Origin of the sequence: Paracoccus fistulariae (genome assembly GCF_028553785.1) — a bacterium.
In the GTDB taxonomy this organism is placed as follows: Bacteria; Pseudomonadota; Alphaproteobacteria; order Rhodobacterales; family Rhodobacteraceae; genus Paracoccus; species Paracoccus fistulariae.
Map to the genome: position 1 here is coordinate 1,898,131 of NZ_CP067136.1, position 18,800 is coordinate 1,916,930.

The window sequence follows — 18,800 nt, forward strand, 5'->3', positions numbered from 1 at the left end:
GCGCTCACCCGGCGATCAGGCGCGGTGATAGGGAGATCCGGCCAGAATGGTGGCGGCGCGATACAGCTGTTCGGCCAGCATCACCCGCACCAGCATATGCGGCCAGACCATCCGGCCAAAGCTGATCTGCCAGTCGGCGCGCTGACGCAGGGCAGGCTCGATCCCATCAGCACCGCCGATCACGAAGCACAGATCGCGGGCCTGATCGCGGTAACCCGCGATGCGTTCGGCAAATTCGGGGGATGTGGGTTGCGTGCCGCGCTCATCCAGCATCACCAGCGCAGAGCCCGATGGAATGGCGCGGTCCAGAAGATCGGCCTCGGCTTGCGGGCCGCCGCCGCGCTTGTCCTCGACCTCGATCACATTGATCGCGGGCAGGCCAAGCGGACGGCCGGTCCGGGCAAATCGTTGCAGGTAATCCGAAACGAGGTCAGCCTCGGCGCCGCTGCGAAGCCGACCGACGGCGGCAATATCAATCCGCATCAGCCCGCCGCGACTTAACGGTCTGGCCGGGCGGCTTCACGGCTGCGGCTGAGCGCGTCGGCGGGAAGCCACATCTTTTCCAGTTGATAGAATTCACGGACTTCGGGGCGGAACACATGCACGATGACATCGTCGGTGTCGATCAGCACCCAATCCCCGGCATCCTTGCCTTCGATACGGGCTGTGCGGCCGGTCTGCTGCTTGAACCGGTCAGCCAGCTTCTCCGCGATTGCGGCGACCTGACGCGTGCTGCGGCCCGAGGCGATCACCATGTGATCCGCGATCGACGACCGGCCACGCAGATCGATGGTCACGATATCCTCGGCCTTGTCATCCTCAAGCGAGGTCAGGATGCTGGCAAGAAGCTGATCACTGGTCAGCTTATCGCCCTTGGCGGCGGCCGCAGCAGAACTGGCGGCCGGCGAGACGTCATTTGACAGGGTTCCATCCTCCGGTCAGCGCATCGATCAGCCCCGATGCAGGGATACCTATAAAGATAGCATCTTTTTGCGCCGTCTCAATCATCGGTCACGCTTTTGGCACCAATATCTTGCGTCACGGGCGATGTTTTGCCCCGCCTGAGGGTGATCGCGTCATTCATCACGCGCACCTCACGCTGCGGGAAGGGGATGGAGATGCCATGTTCCTTGAACGCATCCCACAGTGCCAGAAACACCTGCCCGCGCACATTGGTCAGCCCGGTCGAGGCGTCGCGGATCCAGAACCGCAGCACGTAATCCACGGAATTGTCACCGAAACCGGTGATCCAGCAGACCGGGCGGCGATGGGCCTGAACACGGTTGACGCTGACGGCAGCGGCAATGGCGATCTCACTGACCTGATGGGGGTCATCGTCATAAGAGGTGCCGAAATGCAGATCGACCCGGACGTAATTGTTCGAATGTGACCAGTTGACCACCTGCCCGGTGACCAGATCCTCATTCGGGATCAGGTATTCCTTGCCGTCCCGTGTCACCACGCTGACATAGCGTGCGCCCAGCTGCTCGATCCAGCCGAAGGTGTCTCCCAGGCTGATCACATCGCCGGGCTTCACCGATTTATCCAGCAGGATGATCACGCCCGACACCAGGTTCGAGACGACCTTTTGCAGACCGAAACCCAGCCCCACACCGACAGCGCCGGAAAAGACCGCAAGCCCGGTCAGATCGAAACCCACCGCTTTCAGACCGACAATCACTGCAAGGCTGAACAGAACCACCTGCAACAGCTTGCCCGTCAGCACCCGCATGGTGGGCGAAATATCCTCGTTCTGCGCAAGCCGCCCGTTGATCAGCCTGGACAGGGCGCGCGCGCCCGCCAGCATCAGCCCGGTGATCGCCAGCGCCTTCAGCACGGTCAGCAGCGACAGCCGGAAATCGCCGATATGCAGGGCCACGCTGTCCAGAAACTCTCCGAAAGGCTGTGTCAGTTGCAGCAGATGCAGCGTCACCCAGATCCACGCGATCCATGTCACCAACCGCCGCAGGAAGCGGTTGGCGATGATCCGCGCCAGAAAGAAGGTGATCGCCCAGGCCGTCGCGATCGAGGCGGCCAGCGCAATCAGCTGGCTGCGGAACCCGAAAGTCACCTCTCGCATGACCAGCACCACCGACCAGCTGAGGATGACAAAGATGATCAGGGTCAGCTTGCGCTCGATCAGAAGGCCCAGCCGAAGCCGCCATTTCGGCCAATGTTCGCGGCGGCGCAGCCAGCCCGTGAAACGGGGCGAGATCAGGCGTGCCAGCAGCCAGGACAGCAGCATCAGCCCCAGAATCGCGGGAACCTGATACAGGCGCGACGGTATCAGCAATGTGTCGGCGAACAGTCGAATCCGATACCAAAGACCCTGCGCGGCATCTATGACCTGCGGATCCAGTTGTTCCATCGCCACCCCCTTCCCAAATCGCAAAACCAAGCATGCGCAACGGCACAATATTGCGTCAACGCAGAAAGAGACGTAAAAGCCCAACTATGTCTGGATTCATTTATTTCGACATACATGATCGCGCCCGCCTGCCGTCCCGGTTTTTTGGCGAAGCGCTGTGCGTGACAGCCCGGGGCTGAACGGTCGCGGCATTGCCTGCCGCAGCCAATGATATGTCGCACCTACATCACAGCCGAAAGCTACAGCCATGACGAACACAGCCGCAGCACGCACATTATATGACAAGATCTGGGACGCCCATGTGGTTGACCGGTCCGAAGACGGCACCTGCCTGCTTTATATCGACCGCCATCTGGTCCACGAGGTCACCAGCCCGCAAGCCTTCGAGGGGCTGCGGATGACCGGCCGCAAGGTCCACGCGCCCGAGCGCACCATCGCCGTGCCCGATCACAACGTGCCGACCACCTGGGACCGGCAGAACGGCATCGATAATGAGGAAAGCCGTATCCAGGTCGATGCGCTGGACAAGAATGCCCGCGAATTCGGCGTGCATTACTATCCGGTCAACGACATCCGGCAGGGCATCGTCCATATCGTCGGCCCGGAACAGGGCTGGACCCTGCCCGGCATGACCGTCGTCTGCGGCGACAGCCATACCGCCACGCATGGCGCCTTCGGGGCGCTGGCCCATGGCATCGGCACGTCAGAGGTGGAACATGTTCTGGCCACGCAGACGCTGATCCAGAAGAAATCGAAGAATATGAAGGTCGAAATCACCGGCCGCCTTGCGCCGGGCGTCACCGCCAAGGATATCGTGCTGGCGATCATCGGCCATACCGGCACGGCGGGCGGCACCGGCTATGTCATCGAATATAGCGGAGAGGCGATCCGCAACCTGTCGATGGAAGGCCGCATGACCATCTGCAACATGGCCATCGAGGGCGGCGCCCGCGCCGGTCTGATCGCGCCGGATGAAACCACCTTCGAATATGTCAAAGGCCGCGCACATGCGCCCAAGGGCGCCCAGTGGGAGGCCGCGCTGACCTGGTGGCGCACGCTTTACAGCGATGACGATGCGCATTGGGACAAGGTCGTGACCCTGCGGGCCGAAGATATCGCCCCCACCGTCACCTGGGGCACCAGCCCCGAAGACGCCCTGCCCATCACCGCCGATGTGCCCGCCCCCGACAGCTTTACCGGCGGCAAGGTCGAGGCCGCGCGCCGCGCGCTGGATTACATGGGCCTGACGGCAGGCACCCCGCTGACCCAGATCGCCATTGATGCGGTGTTCATCGGATCCTGCACCAATGGCCGGATCGAGGATCTGCGCGCTGCGGCCGATGTGCTGCGGGGCCGCAAGCTGGCCGATGGGGTGCGGGGCATGGTGGTTCCGGGGTCCGGCCTCGTGCGCGCGCAGGCCGAGGAAGAGGGGCTGGACCAGATCTTCAAGGATGCCGGGTTCGAATGGCGTCTGGCGGGATGCTCGATGTGTCTGGGGATGAACCCGGACCAGCTGGCCCCCGGCGAACGCTGCGCGGCGACCAGCAACCGCAACTTCGAAGGACGTCAGGGCTACAAGGGCCGCACCCATCTGATGTCGCCTGCCATGGCGGCGGCGGCCGGCGTGACAGGCCACCTGGTCGATATCCGCGACTTCGCGGCCGCCCCTGCGGTCTGAACATCAGTTCGCGCGATAGATGTGATACCCTTGGTGCCACTTCTATCGCGTGAATTTGAAAGGTGATGACCGATGACTTTCCGGCTTCTCTCTTGCGACGGCGGCGGGATCCGCGGCTATATCTCTTCGACGCTCATTGCCCGGCTGAACAAGGACACAGGCGGCAAGCTTCTGGATAATATCGACGGCTATGCCGGAACCTCGACCGGCGGGCTCATCTCGATCGCGCTCGCGGCGAAGGTCTCGATCGATACGATGGTCTCGATATATGAAAACGACGCCGGGAAGATATTTACCGAAAACAGCGCTTATTTTGCGCGAAACGCCGAAAAGTCGCGGCAGGTTGCACAGTTGGCGCAACAGCCCCTTGCTGGGCCGGGCATTTTTGAATGCCAATATACCGCCAATGGGCTGCATGACACATTGCTGCCCTATCTGGGTCAAACCACCTTCGGCGACATCACGGACAAGCTGCTGGTCATTAACGCGGCGCGGCTGGATAACGGCGATCCCGCAGGAGGCAGCTGGACCCCGGCCTATCTGAACAATTGCGGCATACAGGCCGATTACTCTGACATCTCGCTGCTGAACGCCGCCCTTGCGACCTCAGCGGCCCCGACCTATTTCCCGCCACACAATATTCCCGGCCTCGGCTTTTTCGCGGACGGCGGCACTTTCGCCAATAATCCTGTCCTGAACGGCGTGCTTGTCGCACTGGCCAGCGGTCGCGCGGCGACCTTATCCGAGATCGAGGTCCTTTCCTTCGGCACAGGATCGACGCCGGTGGCGATTTCGGAAAAGGCCGTCGGCGATCCGCTGAGTTGGGGTGTCACACGCTGGCTTTGGCCCACCGCGTCTGATGGCGTTCCGGCAACGCCGCTGCTCGGCATGATGTTCGATCTGTCGGCCAACAATATCGCCGATATCGCCGGAATCATCCCCAATGGCAAAATGGTGCGGATCAATCCGCCGCTGCCCGCTGAAGTCCCCTTGGACGGCTACAGCGCGCAGGATTATCATTACATGCAGCAGGCAATCGACGCTGCAATCAACAGTTCGCAATGGCAAGACGCTGTCGCTCTGGTCAACAGCTGGTAGCGTTTGAAGGAGAGTTAAATGGACAAATTCACGACCCTTACAGGTATCGCCGCGCCCATGCCGCTGGTCAATATCGACACCGATATGATCATCCCCAAGCAGTTCCTGAAAACCATCAAACGCTCGGGCCTTGGGGTGAACCTGTTCGATGAATTGCGCTATGACCGCGAGGGCAACGAGATCCCCGATTTCGTGCTGAACCAACCCGCCTATCGCCAGACGCAGATCCTGGTGGCCGGTGACAATTTCGGCTGCGGATCGTCCCGCGAACATGCGCCCTGGGCCCTGCTGGATTTCGGCATCCGCTGCGTCATCTCGACCAGCTTCGCCGATATTTTCTTCAACAATTGCTTCAAGAACGGCATCCTGCCCATCACCCTGCCGCAAGAGGCGGTGGATGTGCTGATGGATGATGCGCAAAAGGGCGCAAATGCCCGCATGACCGTGGACCTTGAGGCGCAGACGGTCAGCACCTCGGACGGGCAGGAATTTCATTTCGACATCGACCCCTTCCGCAAGCATTGCCTGCTGAACGGGCTGGACGATATCGGCCTGACCATGGAAAAGGCTCCGGCCATCGAGGATTTTGAAGAGCGGATGTCGCAGGCGCGCCCTTGGATCTGAGGCTTCTTGCCATTGCGGCGCTGATCGGCCTGCCCGCCCTGGCCGAGCCGGTCCGCATCGCCACCTATGATCCCGGCCTGTCACGCAAGGGGCCGGGGCTTTTGCTGCGCGATATCGAAAAGGGCGATCCGCAGGTCAGCGCGGCGGCGCAGGTCATCGCGGCGGCTGCGCCGGATGTGATACTGCTGACCGGCATCGACTGGGATCTGGACGGTCGCGCGCTGTCGGCCTTTGGCGCGGTTCTGGCGAAGGCGGGGCATCAGATGCAGTATCGCTTCACCGCCCGGCCCAATCGCGGGATCGCCACGGGTCTGGACCTGAACGGCGATGGCCGCAGCGGACGGGCCGAGGACGCGCAGGGCTTTGGACAGTTTTCGGGACAAAACGGCATGGCCGTCCTGTCGCGGCTGCCAATAGATCAGGTCGTGGATTACTCATCCGATCTATGGAAAGATTTTCCGGGCAACATCATGCCGCCTGTCTCGCCAGAGGTCGCCGCGATCCAGCGCCTGTCGTCAACCAATCACTGGAATGTGCAGATCACCACGCCGGATGGCCCGCTGCATCTTCTGGCATGGGCCGCCACGCCGCCGGTCTTTGACGGCGCAGAGGATCGCAACGGCCGCCGCAACCATGATGAAGCGGTCGTCTGGCTGGATCGCCTGCCCGATGCGCCCTTCGTCATGCTGGGCAAGATCAATCTCGATCCGGTCGATGGTGAAGGCCGGGCCGGGGCCATCACCGCCCTTCTGCAACACGCCCGGGATCCCCTGCCCCAGGGCGCCTATCAGCCCCCGCAACTTGGCGCGAATGCCGCGCATCGCGGCGATCCTGCGCTGGACACCGCGCAGTTCGACGAGGCCGGACCCGGCAATCTGCGGGTGGATTACGTGCTGCCCGCCAAGGGCCTGCGCGTGCTGGACAGTGGCGTGCTGTGGCCTCTGCCCGATAGTGATCCGGGTCAACTGGTCGGTCTTGCCTCCGATCATCGTCTTGTCTGGGTCGATCTGGATCTGACGCCCGCAGAAGACTCCGCAGCACCTGCCACCCTTCAATAGACGTCCCCCGGCCCCTTGGGCCGATGCTTGTCGGCCAAGGTCAACAGCACCTCTGCCCGTCCGAATTCCCGCACGGCATCCTTGCGGGCGGCCTCGAATTTGGGTTGCAGGCGCAGGATCTCACGCTGCGCATAACGCAGCTCGCGCGCGCTGCGGCCCGCCTGCGCATTGGCCATCCGGGCCTCGGACAAATGCAGCGGCGCGGTGCTGCGATAGCTTTGCGTCATGGCCATCTGCAGGGCCTCGGCCCGTTGCCTGGCCTGAACCATATGCTGGTTGAAGGCGGCGAATTTCTTCAATTCAAGATCCGCCTTGATCCGGGCGATCCGCTCCAGCATCTTCAACTGATCCCGCTTATTCACCATCCCGTTCTGGCCTTCTGCCGCATCTGCTCTGCAAATCGTATCGCCGCAGCCACCGCCGCGAAATGTTCATGCCGGATTTCACGGCCGATATCGACCGTGGCATGGATGGCCCTTGCACAAGGCGGATCCGACCAGATCGGCACCTTGTGGTCCTTTGCGCGTTCGCGGATCCGGGCCGCGACCTCATCCACGCCCTTGGCAAGGCAGACAGGCGCCTTGCCGCTGCCCCGCTTCCATTCCAGCGCCACGGCATAATGGGTGGGGTTCACGATGATCACATCGGCTTTGACCACATCCGCCAGCATCTGCCTGGTCGCCATATCGATGGCTTTCTGGCGACGCGCGGCCTTCAGATGGGGATCGCCCTCGTTCTCCTTGTATTCATCCTCCATCTCCTTGCGCGTCATCCGGTTCTTGCGCCGGTGATCGAACCAGCGCCAGCCCATATCAACCGCCCCGATCACGACCGAGATCGCCAGCGCCATCAACAGCACCCGCCCCAGGATCAGCCCCAGATCGCCGACCCAGCGACCACCGCCCATCGCGCTGCCCGCCAGCCGGTCCAGCAGCGCGCGAAACATCAGCCAGCCGCCGATGCAGACCAGCGTCACCTTGCACAATGAGATGCCGAAATTGACCAGACCAGAGATCCCGAATTTCTGCTTCGCATTCGAGACAGGGTTGATCCGCTTGATATCCGGCGCCAGCTTTTGCGGCGCAAAGACAAGCCCGCGCTGCAGCACAAGACAGATCAGGATCGCGATCGCGGGCACCGTGGCCAGCCCCACCGTCGCCCAGCCCGCAAAGCTTCCGATGGCGCGGGCGGTCATAAAGGTGGCATCCGGCGCCCAACCCTCGACCCCGACCGCACGGCTGGTCATGGACAGCCAGCGCTTGACGGCAAAGCTCGCCGCCAGACCAAAGGCCAAGGCCGCGCCCAGATACATGGCCGCCACGTTCAACTCGGTAGAGCGCGCGATATCCCCCTTTTCACGTGCCCGTTGCAGCTTCTGTTCCGAGGCCTCGAATGGTTTGTCGTCGTTCTCTTCGCTCATCCGGACCTCGGCAGGGTAAAGCTCAGAACTGCATCGCTCCAGATACCGATCAACATCGGCGCAAGGATCGCCAGCGCGGCCAGCGCCATCAGGACGGCAATGGGCGAGCCGATGAAGACAACCGGCAAGGCGGGCATCACGCGATTGACAACCCCGGAAAGAGCCTGAAACAGGAACCCACCCAGTGAGAAAGGCGCCGCAAGCAGCATCGCCAGGCCAAAGCTGTAGCTGAGAACGCGGACGGCTTCGGACATCATCATGCCCGCATCCGGCCAGGTCCCGATCGGCCACAGCAGGAAGCTATCGGCCATCAACTGCACCATCATCACCGGCGCGCCCAGCGCCATCAGGATCGCGACCCCGCCCAGATGCAGCATGTTCCCGATCGGATGGGGCGCGGCCTCGTTCTGGCCACCGACGATCTGCGACAGCGATGCCGTGGCGGCTATGGCCGAGGTGGCAATGTCGATGGACAGCGCCAGAAGGCGCAGCAGCATCCCCGCCGACAGGCCGATGACCATCTGGCCTGCCGCCTGCGACAACATCAGGGCCGGACCGTCGGGCATCGCGACCTTGGTGACAGCCGCCGCCAGCAACGGCGAAAGCGCCATGGCGATGGCAACGCGGACGCGCACCGGGATCACGCGCTCGCCCAATGCAGGCAGCGCCATGACGAAGGCCTGAACGCGCAGATAGACCAGCAACAGCGTCCAATCCAATCCCGGGAAGGTCGCGACAAGCTGGGGCCAGGTCATGCGGCCTCGACCGTGCCGACGAATTGCAGATCCATTCCGGGATCGATTTCCTCGAAGCCGATGACAGGGATGGCGATGCCATTCGCCCCAAGCACCGCGCGGATCATGCGTCGGCGATGGTCTGGAATGACCAGAACGGGCCGCAGAAGCGGCTCGGACCTGGCCAGCGCACGGCGCGTCTGTTCCAGCAGTTTCTGGGACAGTTGCGGTGTCATTGCCCCGGCGCCCGGCCTGCCGATTTCGCTGTCAGACCTGACAAAATCAGCCTCCCATGCCGGGTGCAGTTGCAAGGCGCGGATCTGGCCAAGATCATCCGCATGCTGCTGAGAGATCTGGCCGCGCAGACGTTTGCGCACCATTTCATATTGGGTTTCCAGCGACTCGATGCTGCGGAATTCGGCCATGGCGTCCAGGATCAGCGGCAGGTTGCGGATCGAGACACGCTCTTCCAGCAGGGCGCGAAGTATCGTCAGCAGGGCTTCCGGCGTCACCTTGTCCGGGATCATCCCCTCAAAATAGCGGCGATTGCGTTCCGCGCGCCCCGAGTCGGACAGCGACTTCAGCTCATCTATCTGCCGCTGCATCGCGCCCAATGTCATCAGCGCGGGGAGATTGCTTTTGACCACCTCCATCAGGTGGGTCGACAGCACCTCCATCGGGCTGACCACGGTGGCTCCGCAGGTCGCGGCCTCATCCTGATGATCCGGAGAAATCCACAGCGCGGGGCTGTCATAGACGGGCTCTTTCACCGGCGCGCCCGAGAGGGATTTCAGAACGCTGTCTGGACCAAGCGCCAGCACCTCTTTCGGGCGCAGCAGGCCACGGCCCCGCACCACGCCATGCACACGGATCTGATAGCTGCCAGCGGGCAGATCATCCATATCGGTGATCCTCACATCCGGCAGGATCAAACCGTAGCTGCGGGCGATGTGGATACGAAGATTTGCAATCCGGCTGCCCAGACCGCGCGCCTGATCCAGCGCGATCAGGACCAGATCCGGACCGATCTCGACGCTGACCTCATCCGTATCCAGAACATCCCCGATCCGCGCAGCCGGTCGCGTGGCTTTTTCCTCGACCGGCAGGTCGGGAATCGAGTCCTCCTCCTGCCGCTGTCGCCTCGCGACCAGAAACGCGACGATCGCCATGAGTGCAGCCATCGACAGAAACAGCGGCCTGGGCATGCCCGGTATCAGCGACATGATCAGCATCGCAGCGGCCACAACCGCGGCGGGCTGCCAGCTCCGCAGCAATTGTCCCGACATCAGCTGCGCGGTCGTATCGGTCGCGCCGCCCCGGGACAGCAGCAGCGCCGCCGCCATCGAGGTAATCAGCGCCGGAATCTGCGTCACCAGTCCGTCGCCGATCGTCAGATGGGAATAGGTCGACATCGCTTCCAAGACCGGAAGCCCGTGCACGACGACCCCGACGCTTAACCCGATCAGCAGATTGATGATGGTGATGACGATACCTGCAATCGCATCGCCCTTGACGAATTTCGATGCGCCATCCAGCGATCCGAAAAAGCTGATTTCGCGCTGCTCCTGCGTGCGACGGCGCTTGGCTTCCTGATGGTCGATGGCACCTGCATTCAGATCTCCGTCAATCGCAAGCTGTTTGCCCGGCAGCGAATCCAGCGCAAAGCGGGCTGCGACCTCGGCCATACGTCCTGACCCCTTGGTGATGACCATGAAATTCACCACCGAAATCACGGCAAAAACCGTCAGACCCACCAAAAGCGACCCGCCCGCGACGAAATTGGCAAAACCGTTGATGACATTGCCCGCGGCCGTGGTGCCATTATGGCCCTCGGTCAGGATCAGGCGGGTCGAGGAGACGTTCAGAGACAGACGGATCACCAGACTGACCAGAAGCAGAACCGGGAAGGCCTGAAAATCGGTCGGCTTTTCGACCAGAGAGGCCATGACAAGAACCAGAGTCGCTGTCGCGATGGACAGGGCGATCCCGAAATCCAGCAGCCCCGGCGGGAGCGGGATGACCAGCGAAATCACGATCAGCACCAGCGCGCCCGTCACCATCAGTGAGGCGTCCAGCCCGCGCGAAGATTTCGCGACTATCGCGCCAACGGCTTTCATTCGGTCACCTCAGCAGGGATGGCGGGGCGCAAGATGTCCTGCAGCGCCCATCCATCGGCCTGAAGCAGGCCCACGCGACGCAGGAAAATCAACGTTTGCAGCCGCGCCTCTGGCGACATTTCCAGAAGCGTGACACGGTAGTCGGGGGGCAGCGTGCGACCGTCCAGCAGCCAGCCACTTGCGGTTTCGGCATAGGCCGCCGCATCAGGCAGCAAAGGCAGCTCTGCGACCGCCGAGTTCAGCAGGCCTACGGACAGGATCGCGGCACCAAACATCACGCCGCCTTCTTCAGATCGCGCAATGCGCTTTCCAGCGTGTCAAAGCTGGGCCGGACATGCTCTGGCACCGCCTGGCGGCCGACCTCGACACAAAGATTCGTCGCGTGCTGGTGCAACCCGGCGATCAGCACGGATTTGATCACATCGAAGAAACCAAGATCCTGCTTCACGACACCGCTCAGGCGGTTGGCCAGCGGCGCAACAAAACCATAGGCGAGGAAAACCCCCAGGAAGGTTCCCACCAGCGCGCCGCCGATCATCTTGCCCAGAACCTCTGGCGGCTGGTCAATCGAACTCATCGTCTTGATAACGCCCAGAACCGCCGCAACGATGCCCAGGGCGGGCAAGGCATCCGCCATGGTCTGCAGGGCGTGGGGCACATGCATCCGCTCTTCCCGCAGGATGGACAGGCGCTGGCCGATCATTTCCTCGACCTGATAAGGGTCGTCATAGTTCAGACTGATCGAGCGCAAGGTGTCAGCGATCAGCGAGACGACGTCATGATCCGCAAGCAGCCGGGGATAGGCCGCGAAGATATCGGATTCGTTGGGCGTCTCGATATGCTGTTCCAGCGCGACGGGGTTTTCGCGGGCGATGCGCAGCAACTGAAACATCAGGCAAAGCACATCCTGATGGTCGCTTTCCTTCCATTTCGGCCCTTTGAAGGCCTGGATCAGGCCACCAACCGTGTGTTTCAGCACGTGACTGTCATTCGACAGCAGGTAAGAGCCGATCGCCGCCCCCATGATCATCATCATCTCGAATGGCAGCGCATGGGTGATCACGCCCATCTTGCCGCCCGCCAGAATATAGCCGCCAAAGACCATCGCCAGGGTCAGGAAGATTCCTACGAAACCGAACATGGAATTTTCTCCTTACCGCTTGCGAAGATTGCGAGCGCCCATCTGGGCGGTCAGCAGGGCAGCCTGTCGAGGCTCGACCGAGGCGATGATCCTTGCGCCGTTTTCGGGCTGGACGCGCATCAGGATCTCGGCCGCGAAATCGGCGGGCAGATTGCTCAGCACGGCGGCGGCCTCTGTCGGCTTCATCTGGTCATAGACCGCGACGAGCCGGTCGATGTCGCTGCGTACCGCAGAGGTGTCATTGCTGCGCCGCGCGCGGATCCCGTCTTTCTGTGCCCGCAACTCACCCAATCGAACAACCAGAGCGCGTTCGGCGGCGGCAAGTTCGGCCTTCTTTTCGTCGATCGATTGCATGTAGCGCTCGACACGCAGGGCCCTGTCGCGCAATTCGGTCGCCAGCGTCATCGCCTCTGGCACATCCGTGCAGCCCTGCAAGAGCCCCGGCGGCTCGGCAAAGGCAGCGAAGAACCGGGACGCATCCTGCGACTTCCACAGAACCGCCGCGGCAGGCAGGGCAAAGCCCGCCATTAAAAGGGAGAGCCAGGACCTACGCATGCGCATTTTCCACACGTTTGCGCAAACGCCGCGTCGCAACGACCGTCGTTTCCGGACTAGCAGCCGCGCGATCGATCTTCTGTCGCAAATCCCACAGCGCGCGCTCTTTCCGGGCTGCCGTGATGCTTTGGGTCAGTGCCTCGCCGGCCTCGGTCGCGTCGTCGCGCGCGGCGCGCATCGCGACTTCCAGCCGATCCACCTCGGCTGCCATGACGGCAATCGCACCTCCAAGCCCGGTTTCCAGATCATTCAGCCGCCGCAACCGCCGCGACAGGATCAGACAGAAGAAGGCAAGTCCGACGGAGGCCATGACCAGCACGGCCTGAAAGAGGTATTCTACACTCATTTTAAGCGAAACTCCGTAATCAGCAGGTCATTGACCATGTCCTCGCCAAGGGCCTGTCGCGTCCGCGACAGAAGCTCGGCGCGAATGATTTCCAGCACGCCGCGCTTGTCATAGGCAGCCGGGTCGATAGCAGTAAGAAAGATCGTATAGGCGTCCAGCACACGCGGCATCTGCGCCTCGACATCCTTTTTATAGGCCTCATCGGTTTCGATGCTGGTTGCCAGCCAAAGGTTCAGCCGGCTACCGGCGATGCTCAGATCCAGGGGCGGAACCTCGACAAAAGCCGGTTTTGACGAAGGCTCTTTCTTCGCCCCATCAGAGACGAGCAGAGCGGACGGCGTCCAAAATCCCATATAGGTTGACGCAAAGCCCGCGCCCGCCAGGGCAACGGCGACGAGAATGGGGATCAGCTTTCGCTTTTTTTTCGGGACCTGCTCTGCAGGGTCCAGGGCGACGTCAGTCATGGTGATTCTCCGTCCTGATAAGACGGAATTAGCACTGTGCGACTAACCAAATATTAATGTGCGCCATGCCATTGATGACAGGACAACGGAACCTGACGACGATTCGAAAGGAACGGTTTTGCAAAAACTGCAGGACTATTGGAGTGAGCGAAGCTCTCAGCAGAAAGCGATCCTGGCCGGTGCATTTCTGGCGACATTTCTAGCTATTTTCAGTTTTGCCTGGATCGCGAGTCGGCCTAACATGTCAATGATCTATGGCGGGCTGGATGCGGCGCAGGCGGGTGAAGTGGTCGCCGGTCTGGAACGCAGCGGTGTGCCCTATGAGGTGCGCGGCGATGCGATCTGGGTTGAAACATCGCAGCGCGACCGTCTGCGCATGGAACTGGCCGCGCAGGGCCTGCCCGCCGCGGGCAGCATGGGGTATGAATTGCTGGACGGAATGTCCGGTTTCGGCACCACGTCGCAGATGTTCGACGCCGCCTATTGGCGCGCAAAGGAAGGAGAGCTGGCACGCACCATTCTGGCGCTGCCCAATGTGAAATCGGCGCGCGTGCATTTGGCTGTTGAAGCCGGGCGCGGATACCGGCGGGACGTGACGGGCAATGCTTCTGTCACGCTGACGACCAATGGCCAGGCGATCAGCCGCGATCAGGCGGTTGCGCTGAAATATCTGGTCTCGTCGGGCGTTCCCGGCATGATGCCCGACAGCGTGACCGTCATTGATACGCAGCGCGGGATCGTCGCCGCCTCGGAAGATGACACCGGCGCGGATCGCGCGGCCGACATGAAGCGCAATGTCGAACGGATTCTTGAACCGCATGTCGGCACGGGAAATGCGATCGTGGGCCTGAATCTGGACCTCGTGACCGAGACGGAGCTGCTGACCGAGCAGCGCTTCGACCCCGACCAGCGTGCTTTGATTTCGCAGGTGACGGAAGAAACGTCGGATCAAAGCAACTCATCGGGATCGGGGGCTGTCACGGCTGCGTCCAATTTGCCCGACGGTCAGGATGCACAGGGCGACCAGACTCAATCCGCGCGGTCGGAAAATCGCCAGCAGGCGAATTACGAGGTCAGCCACGTTACCCGAGAGGTATCTCGTCAACCCGGCACGATCCGCAGGCTCACGGTCGCCGTGCTTCTGAATGGTGTCGCGCAGACCAATGCCAGTGGCGAGACGGAAATCGTCCCGCGTTCGGATGCCGAGCTTCAGACCCTGCGTGAGTTGGTCGCATCCGCGGTGGGTTACGACGAATCTCGCGGCGACCAGATTACGGTCAAGTCCCTGCCCTTCGCCGCGCTGGGAGAAGATGGCACGGCCGCGCAGACCGGCTTGCTTGACCGTCTGGAGCCGAACGGGCTGCTGCGGATCCTGCTGATCGGGTTCTTTGCAATGGCCATGATCTTCATGATCCTGCGCCCGATCCTGAAGATACGAAATGCCGCACCGGGCAAGCCCATGCTGGACGATTCCTCGCCAGCCGAACCTGCCTTGACCGGCGTTATCGAAACCGACGATGCCCAGCCCAGCCCGGCCAGCACCCTGATCGCGCCAGAACCGCGCGAGCCGGAACCGCTAGCCCTGCCCTCGGCAGATCCGGTCGCCAGGCTTCGCAGCATGATGCGGGAACGCCATGACGAAAGCGTCAAGGTTCTGTCCGGCTGGATCGACAACAAGGAGAACGCGCATTGAGCCTTGCCATGTTCAAACTGGAATCCTTCACATCCGCGCTGACCCATCAGGGCGCCATGGTCACTTTCACCCGCGAGGCGGTCGATAAGGCCTATGCCGACGGTCTGAGCGAGGGACTGTCCCGAAAGGAGGACGAAGATATCCGCGGCCTCGCGGCAGGCCTGGAGCAGCTTCGTCTTTGCCTGCGCGATGATCAGATCCGGCGCGCAGAACTGCGTCAGGAGGCTGTGATCTCACTAACGCCGATCCTCGAACAGATGCTGGAATGTCTGCTGCCCGCCCAGACATCGCAACGGCTGGAAAGCATATTGAAGGACGAATTGCTGCGGCTGTCGCAACTGGCTACCCCGCTGCGTGCCGTCATTTCCTGCAACGCGCGGCTGCGCGAAACTGTGGAAAAATGCCTGTCAGAGGCGGGTATCGAAGAGGTCGAACTGATCGACACGCAATCCGACAAGATCAGCCTGTCCTTGCAAGGCGGTCGGGTCGAGCTTTGCCCACAAAAGATCGCTGAGGATATCCGCCACATGATTTCCGAACTGAAGCTTGAGGACCCGACATGGACGCACTGAAACATCTGATCGACACCGACAATATTCAGGTCGAGGTCACCATCCGCCTGGGCCGGACCCGCCGGACCGTCGCACAACTTTCCGCGCTGACGGCGGATGACGTCCTGCTGCTGGACCAGACCATCGATGACGGTGTCGAGATCTGCGTGGGAGACAAGGTCATCGCGCGCGGCGAACTGACCGGGGACGGGTCGCCGGAGCAACGGTTGTGCGTGCGTATTCTGGGGGCATCGGAAGTCGCGTGATCCGCTGTCTGATCATCTGCCTGCTGCTGGTCCTGCCATCGGCCGCGCTGGCGCAAAGTCTGGCCGGGCTGGATCAGGCTGCGGGCCAGGGTTTGGGCCAGAATGCCGTCCTGCTTGTCGCGGCGCTGACCGCGCTGTCGCTGGCGCCGGGCATCGCAATCATGGTGACCTGCTTTCCCTTCATCGTGACGGTTCTGTCGATCTTGCGACAGTCGCTTGGCCTGCAGCAATCGCCCCCAAATATGCTGATCGTCAGCCTGGCGCTCTTTCTGACCTGGTTCATCATGGATCCGGTGCTGCAGGAAGCCTGGCGCGTCGCCGGCGCGCCGCTTCGCGACGGGCAGATCGACATTGCCGAAGCCATCCAGCTTGGCATCCGTCCGTTTCAGTCCTTCATGATCGCGCGCACCGATCCGGCGACACTTCAAAATCTAGCAGAAATCGCGCCCGGTGTGGGCGATCCGGCCCAGCGTTTGTCGGTGATCATCCCCTCTTTCATGCTGTCGGAGATTCAGCGCGCCTTCGAGATCGGCTTTCTGGTCGCGCTGCCATTTCTGATCATCGACCTGGTCGTCTCGGCCGTGCTGATGTCGATGGGGATGATGATGGTGCCACCGGTGGTGGTCTCGCTTCCCTTCAAGCTGGCGTTTTTCGTCGTGGTCGACGGCTGGGGCATGATTGCCGGTGCATTGGTCAGAAGCTATCAGTAGGCCGGACAGGGGTTTGACCCTGTCCGATACCAAATGCGCATCATTCAGGCGCGGCGATCCGAGAGCGCTTCGATTCCCAGCACGCTCAAGACCTTGGCCTCGATATGCGCGGCGTTCAGTGCCGAGCTGTCATACATCGCAACCGGCGCATCATGGTCGACGAAACGATCCGGCAGCACCATCGAGCGGTATTTCAGCCCGTGATCAAAGACGCCCTCTTCCGCCAGAAGCTGGGCGACATGGCTGCCGAAGCCGCCCACGGCGCCCTCTTCGATGGTGATGAGCGCGTCGTGGCCGCGCGCCAGTTTCAGGATCAGATCGCGGTCAAGCGGCTTGGCGAAACGCGCATCCGCAATGGTCGGCTTGATCCCGCGCGAGGACAGTGCCTCGGCCGCCTTCGACACCTCGGACAGGCGGGTACCGAAGGACAGGATCGCGACACCCTTTCCTTGCGTCACGATGCGGCCCTTGCCAATCGGCAGGATCTGACCGTGTTCGGGCAGGTCGACACCGGTGCCTTCGCCGCGCGGAAAACGGAAGCTGATCGGGCCGTCATCATAGGCGGCGGCGGTGGCAACCATATGCATCAGTTCCGCCTCATCGGCGGCGGCCATCACCACCATGCCGGGCAGGTTTGCCAGAAATGCGGTATCGAAAGCCCCGGCATGGGTCGGACCATCCTGCCCCACCAGACCGGCACGGTCGATGGCGAAGCGAACGGGCAGGCCCTGCACGGCAACATCATGGACGATCTGATCATAGCCGCGCTGCAGGAAGGTCGAATAGATCGCACAGAACGGCTTCAGCCCGCCCGCCGCGAGACCTGCGGAAAAGGTCACCGCATGCTGTTCGGCGATGCCGACGTCAAAACTGCGGCGCGGAAAACGCTCGGCGAATTGCTTCAGCCCTGTGCCGTCGGGCATGGCAGCGGTGATGCCGACAATCCTGTCGTCACGGCCCGCCTCATCAATCAGCGCCTTGGCAAAGACCGAGGTATAGCTGGGCGCATTGGATTTCGCCTTGGCCTGCTGGCCGGTAACGACATCGAATTTCGCCGTGGCATGGCCCTTGTCGGCGGCGTTTTCGGCGGGGCCATAGCCCTTGCCCTTGCGCGTCACCGCATGGATCAGCACCGGCCCGGTGGCCCGCGACTTCACCGTCCGCAGCAGCGGCAGAAGCTGGTCCAGATCATGCCCGTCCACCGGACCGATATAGGAAAAGCCCAATTCCTCGAACAAGGTGCCACCGACGGCCATGCCCTTCAGCATTTCCTTGGCCCGGCGCGCGCCCTCTTGCAGGGGTTCTGGCAGCAGGCCTACCGCCCCCCGCGCTGTCGCCTTCAATTCCTGAAACGGACCGCCCGTGTAAAGCCGCGTCAGATAGGACGACATCGCCCCAACCGGCGGCGCGATCGACATTTCGTTATCATTCAGGATCACGATCAGCCGCTTGCCCAGATGGCCCGCATTGTTCAGCGCCTCATAGGCCATGCCGGCACTCATCGAGCCATCGCCGATCACGGCAATCGCGTCGCCCGGATCCCCGCCCAGATCGCGCGCCACCGCAAAGCCAAGCGCTGCAGAGATCGAGGTAGAGCTGTGCCCCGCGCCAAAGGGGTCATAGGGGCTTTCCGCGCGCTTGGTGAATCCGGCCAGACCACCACCCATCCGCAGCGTGCGGATGCGGTCGCGCCGCCCGGTCAGGATCTTATGCGGATAGCATTGGTGGCCGACATCCCAGATGATCTTGTCGCGCGGCGTGTCAAACACCGCATGCAGCGCGACGGTCAGTTCAACAACGCCAAGCCCTGCCCCCAAATGGCCACCCGTTACGCTGACCGCGCTGACGGTTTCGCTGCGCAGCTCATCGGCCAGCTGGCGAAGCTCTGCATCGCTCAGCCCCTTCAGATCGGAGGGCAGATTGACGCGGTCGAGGATCGGCGTCTTGGGGCGGTCATTCATTTGGCTGGCCCTCCGG

Annotated in this window: 21 protein-coding genes; 8 read left to right on the top strand and 13 right to left on the bottom strand. The window is 62.2% G+C overall.

Features of this window, described 5'->3' with window-relative positions; all coding sequences use genetic code 11:
* Window positions 1-15: 15 nt before the first annotated feature.
* From rlmH to JHX87_RS09385, 3 genes are all read right to left on the bottom strand, one after another.
* Window positions 16-483, bottom strand: coding sequence for a 23S rRNA (pseudouridine(1915)-N(3))-methyltransferase RlmH (gene rlmH, locus JHX87_RS09375; protein WP_271886434.1), 468 nt, complete (start codon window positions 481-483; stop codon window positions 16-18).
* Window positions 484-497: 14 nt separating this feature from the next.
* Complete coding sequence (gene rsfS / locus JHX87_RS09380; protein ID WP_271886560.1) at window positions 498-863, bottom strand: ribosome silencing factor; 366 nt, start codon at window positions 861-863, stop codon at window positions 498-500.
* A gap of 137 nt (window positions 864-1,000) precedes the next feature.
* Window positions 1,001-2,368: a mechanosensitive ion channel family protein gene (locus JHX87_RS09385; RefSeq protein WP_271886433.1), complete on the bottom strand. Its 1,368-nt coding sequence runs from the start codon at window positions 2,366-2,368 to the stop codon at window positions 1,001-1,003.
* 247 nt (window positions 2,369-2,615) lie between these two features.
* On the opposite strand from JHX87_RS09385, the gene leuC reads away from it, so the two are divergent.
* From leuC to JHX87_RS09405, 4 genes are all read left to right on the top strand, one after another.
* Entirely contained in the window at window positions 2,616-4,046 is a 1,431-nt protein-coding gene (gene leuC / locus JHX87_RS09390; protein WP_271886432.1) for a 3-isopropylmalate dehydratase large subunit, read from the top strand.
* A 72-nt stretch (window positions 4,047-4,118) separates the two neighbouring features.
* The gene (locus JHX87_RS09395) at window positions 4,119-5,144 is read left to right on the top strand and encodes a patatin-like phospholipase family protein (protein ID WP_271886431.1); all 1,026 of its coding nucleotides are present in this window, start codon (window positions 4,119-4,121) and stop codon (window positions 5,142-5,144) included.
* A gap of 18 nt (window positions 5,145-5,162) precedes the next feature.
* Window positions 5,163-5,768, top strand: coding sequence for a 3-isopropylmalate dehydratase small subunit (gene leuD, locus JHX87_RS09400; protein ID WP_271886430.1), 606 nt, complete (start codon window positions 5,163-5,165; stop codon window positions 5,766-5,768).
* Window positions 5,759-6,826 carry an endonuclease/exonuclease/phosphatase family protein gene (locus tag JHX87_RS09405; RefSeq protein ID WP_271886429.1) on the top strand — a complete coding sequence of 356 codons (1,068 nt, stop codon included), beginning with the start codon at window positions 5,759-5,761 and terminating at the stop codon, window positions 6,824-6,826. The genes leuD and JHX87_RS09405 overlap by 10 nt, the downstream gene beginning before the upstream one ends.
* Here JHX87_RS09405 and JHX87_RS09410 read toward each other — a convergent pair.
* Genes JHX87_RS09410 through JHX87_RS09450 form a run of 9 tightly spaced genes read right to left on the bottom strand, consistent with a single transcriptional unit; the run spans window position 6,820 to window position 13,603 of the window.
* Window positions 6,820-7,191, bottom strand: coding sequence for a hypothetical protein (locus JHX87_RS09410; protein ID WP_271886428.1), 372 nt, complete (start codon window positions 7,189-7,191; stop codon window positions 6,820-6,822). The genes JHX87_RS09405 and JHX87_RS09410 overlap by 7 nt on opposite strands.
* Entirely contained in the window at window positions 7,185-8,246 is a 1,062-nt protein-coding gene (flhB, locus tag JHX87_RS09415; RefSeq protein WP_271886427.1) for a flagellar type III secretion system protein FlhB, read from the bottom strand. The genes JHX87_RS09410 and flhB overlap by 7 nt, the downstream gene beginning before the upstream one ends.
* On the bottom strand, window positions 8,243-9,001 hold the full coding sequence (locus JHX87_RS09420) for a flagellar biosynthetic protein FliR (RefSeq protein ID WP_271886426.1): 759 nt from the start codon (window positions 8,999-9,001) through the stop codon (window positions 8,243-8,245). The genes flhB and JHX87_RS09420 overlap by 4 nt, the downstream gene beginning before the upstream one ends.
* Window positions 8,998-11,097: a flagellar biosynthesis protein FlhA gene (locus JHX87_RS09425; RefSeq protein WP_271886425.1), complete on the bottom strand. Its 2,100-nt coding sequence runs from the start codon at window positions 11,095-11,097 to the stop codon at window positions 8,998-9,000. The genes JHX87_RS09420 and JHX87_RS09425 overlap by 4 nt, the downstream gene beginning before the upstream one ends.
* Complete coding sequence (locus JHX87_RS09430) at window positions 11,094-11,375, bottom strand: hypothetical protein (RefSeq protein WP_272833665.1); 282 nt, start codon at window positions 11,373-11,375, stop codon at window positions 11,094-11,096. The genes JHX87_RS09425 and JHX87_RS09430 overlap by 4 nt, the downstream gene beginning before the upstream one ends.
* Window positions 11,372-12,238 (bottom strand): flagellar motor stator protein MotA, encoded by an 867-nt coding sequence (gene motA / locus JHX87_RS09435; protein ID WP_271886423.1) that lies wholly within the window; start codon window positions 12,236-12,238, stop codon window positions 11,372-11,374. The genes JHX87_RS09430 and motA overlap by 4 nt, the downstream gene beginning before the upstream one ends.
* Window positions 12,239-12,250: 12 nt before the next feature.
* The gene (locus JHX87_RS09440) at window positions 12,251-12,793 is read right to left on the bottom strand and encodes a MotE family protein (protein ID WP_271886422.1); all 543 of its coding nucleotides are present in this window, start codon (window positions 12,791-12,793) and stop codon (window positions 12,251-12,253) included.
* Window positions 12,786-13,139, bottom strand: coding sequence for a hypothetical protein (locus tag JHX87_RS09445; RefSeq protein WP_271886421.1), 354 nt, complete (start codon window positions 13,137-13,139; stop codon window positions 12,786-12,788). The genes JHX87_RS09440 and JHX87_RS09445 overlap by 8 nt, the downstream gene beginning before the upstream one ends.
* The gene (locus tag JHX87_RS09450) at window positions 13,136-13,603 is read right to left on the bottom strand and encodes a flagellar basal body-associated FliL family protein (RefSeq protein ID WP_271886420.1); all 468 of its coding nucleotides are present in this window, start codon (window positions 13,601-13,603) and stop codon (window positions 13,136-13,138) included. Before JHX87_RS09450 ends, JHX87_RS09445 begins: the two co-directional genes overlap by 4 nt.
* Before the next feature lie 58 nt (window positions 13,604-13,661).
* Between JHX87_RS09450 and fliF the strand changes: the two genes are divergently transcribed.
* Genes fliF through fliP form a run of 4 tightly spaced genes read left to right on the top strand, consistent with a single transcriptional unit; the run spans window position 13,662 to window position 16,823 of the window.
* On the top strand, window positions 13,662-15,296 hold the full coding sequence (fliF, locus tag JHX87_RS09455; protein ID WP_271886419.1) for a flagellar basal-body MS-ring/collar protein FliF: 1,635 nt from the start codon (window positions 13,662-13,664) through the stop codon (window positions 15,294-15,296).
* 8 nt (window positions 15,297-15,304) lie between these two features.
* Entirely contained in the window at window positions 15,305-15,868 is a 564-nt protein-coding gene (locus tag JHX87_RS09460) for a hypothetical protein (RefSeq protein WP_271886418.1), read from the top strand.
* Complete coding sequence (locus tag JHX87_RS09465; RefSeq protein ID WP_271886417.1) at window positions 15,856-16,113, top strand: FliM/FliN family flagellar motor C-terminal domain-containing protein; 258 nt, start codon at window positions 15,856-15,858, stop codon at window positions 16,111-16,113. The genes JHX87_RS09460 and JHX87_RS09465 overlap by 13 nt, the downstream gene beginning before the upstream one ends.
* Complete coding sequence (gene fliP, locus JHX87_RS09470; protein ID WP_271886416.1) at window positions 16,110-16,823, top strand: flagellar type III secretion system pore protein FliP; 714 nt, start codon at window positions 16,110-16,112, stop codon at window positions 16,821-16,823. Before JHX87_RS09465 ends, fliP begins: the two co-directional genes overlap by 4 nt.
* Window positions 16,824-16,867: 44 nt before the next feature.
* On the opposite strand, the gene dxs is transcribed toward fliP, so the two are convergent.
* Window positions 16,868-18,784 carry a 1-deoxy-D-xylulose-5-phosphate synthase gene (gene dxs / locus JHX87_RS09475; protein ID WP_271886415.1) on the bottom strand — a complete coding sequence of 639 codons (1,917 nt, stop codon included), beginning with the start codon at window positions 18,782-18,784 and terminating at the stop codon, window positions 16,868-16,870.
* Window positions 18,785-18,800 lie beyond the last annotated feature (16 nt).

Bases quoted from the DNA above. Each gene is read 5' to 3' on its own strand.
- leuC (WP_271886432.1), top strand. From the start codon at position 2,616: ATGACGAACACAGCCGCAGCACGCACATTATATGACAAGATCTGGGAC.
- JHX87_RS09425 (WP_271886425.1), bottom strand. From the start codon at position 11,097: ATGAAAGCCGTTGGCGCGATAGTCGCGAAATCTTCGCGCGGGCTGGAC.
- JHX87_RS09445 (WP_271886421.1), bottom strand. From the start codon at position 13,139: ATGAGTGTAGAATACCTCTTTCAGGCCGTGCTGGTCATGGCCTCCGTC.
- dxs (WP_271886415.1), bottom strand. From the start codon at position 18,784: ATGAATGACCGCCCCAAGACGCCGATCCTCGACCGCGTCAATCTGCCC.
- JHX87_RS09460 (WP_271886418.1), top strand. From the start codon at position 15,305: ATGTTCAAACTGGAATCCTTCACATCCGCGCTGACCCATCAGGGCGCC.
- JHX87_RS09450 (WP_271886420.1), bottom strand. From the start codon at position 13,603: ATGACTGACGTCGCCCTGGACCCTGCAGAGCAGGTCCCGAAAAAAAAG.
- JHX87_RS09385 (WP_271886433.1), bottom strand. From the start codon at position 2,368: ATGGAACAACTGGATCCGCAGGTCATAGATGCCGCGCAGGGTCTTTGG.
- JHX87_RS09440 (WP_271886422.1), bottom strand. From the start codon at position 12,793: ATGCGTAGGTCCTGGCTCTCCCTTTTAATGGCGGGCTTTGCCCTGCCT.
- flhB (WP_271886427.1), bottom strand. From the start codon at position 8,246: ATGAGCGAAGAGAACGACGACAAACCATTCGAGGCCTCGGAACAGAAG.
- JHX87_RS09395 (WP_271886431.1), top strand. From the start codon at position 4,119: ATGACTTTCCGGCTTCTCTCTTGCGACGGCGGCGGGATCCGCGGCTAT.
- JHX87_RS09465 (WP_271886417.1), top strand. From the start codon at position 15,856: ATGGACGCACTGAAACATCTGATCGACACCGACAATATTCAGGTCGAG.
- JHX87_RS09410 (WP_271886428.1), bottom strand. From the start codon at position 7,191: ATGGTGAATAAGCGGGATCAGTTGAAGATGCTGGAGCGGATCGCCCGG.
- leuD (WP_271886430.1), top strand. From the start codon at position 5,163: ATGGACAAATTCACGACCCTTACAGGTATCGCCGCGCCCATGCCGCTG.
- JHX87_RS09420 (WP_271886426.1), bottom strand. From the start codon at position 9,001: ATGACCTGGCCCCAGCTTGTCGCGACCTTCCCGGGATTGGATTGGACG.
- rlmH (WP_271886434.1), bottom strand. From the start codon at position 483: ATGCGGATTGATATTGCCGCCGTCGGTCGGCTTCGCAGCGGCGCCGAG.
- motA (WP_271886423.1), bottom strand. From the start codon at position 12,238: ATGTTCGGTTTCGTAGGAATCTTCCTGACCCTGGCGATGGTCTTTGGC.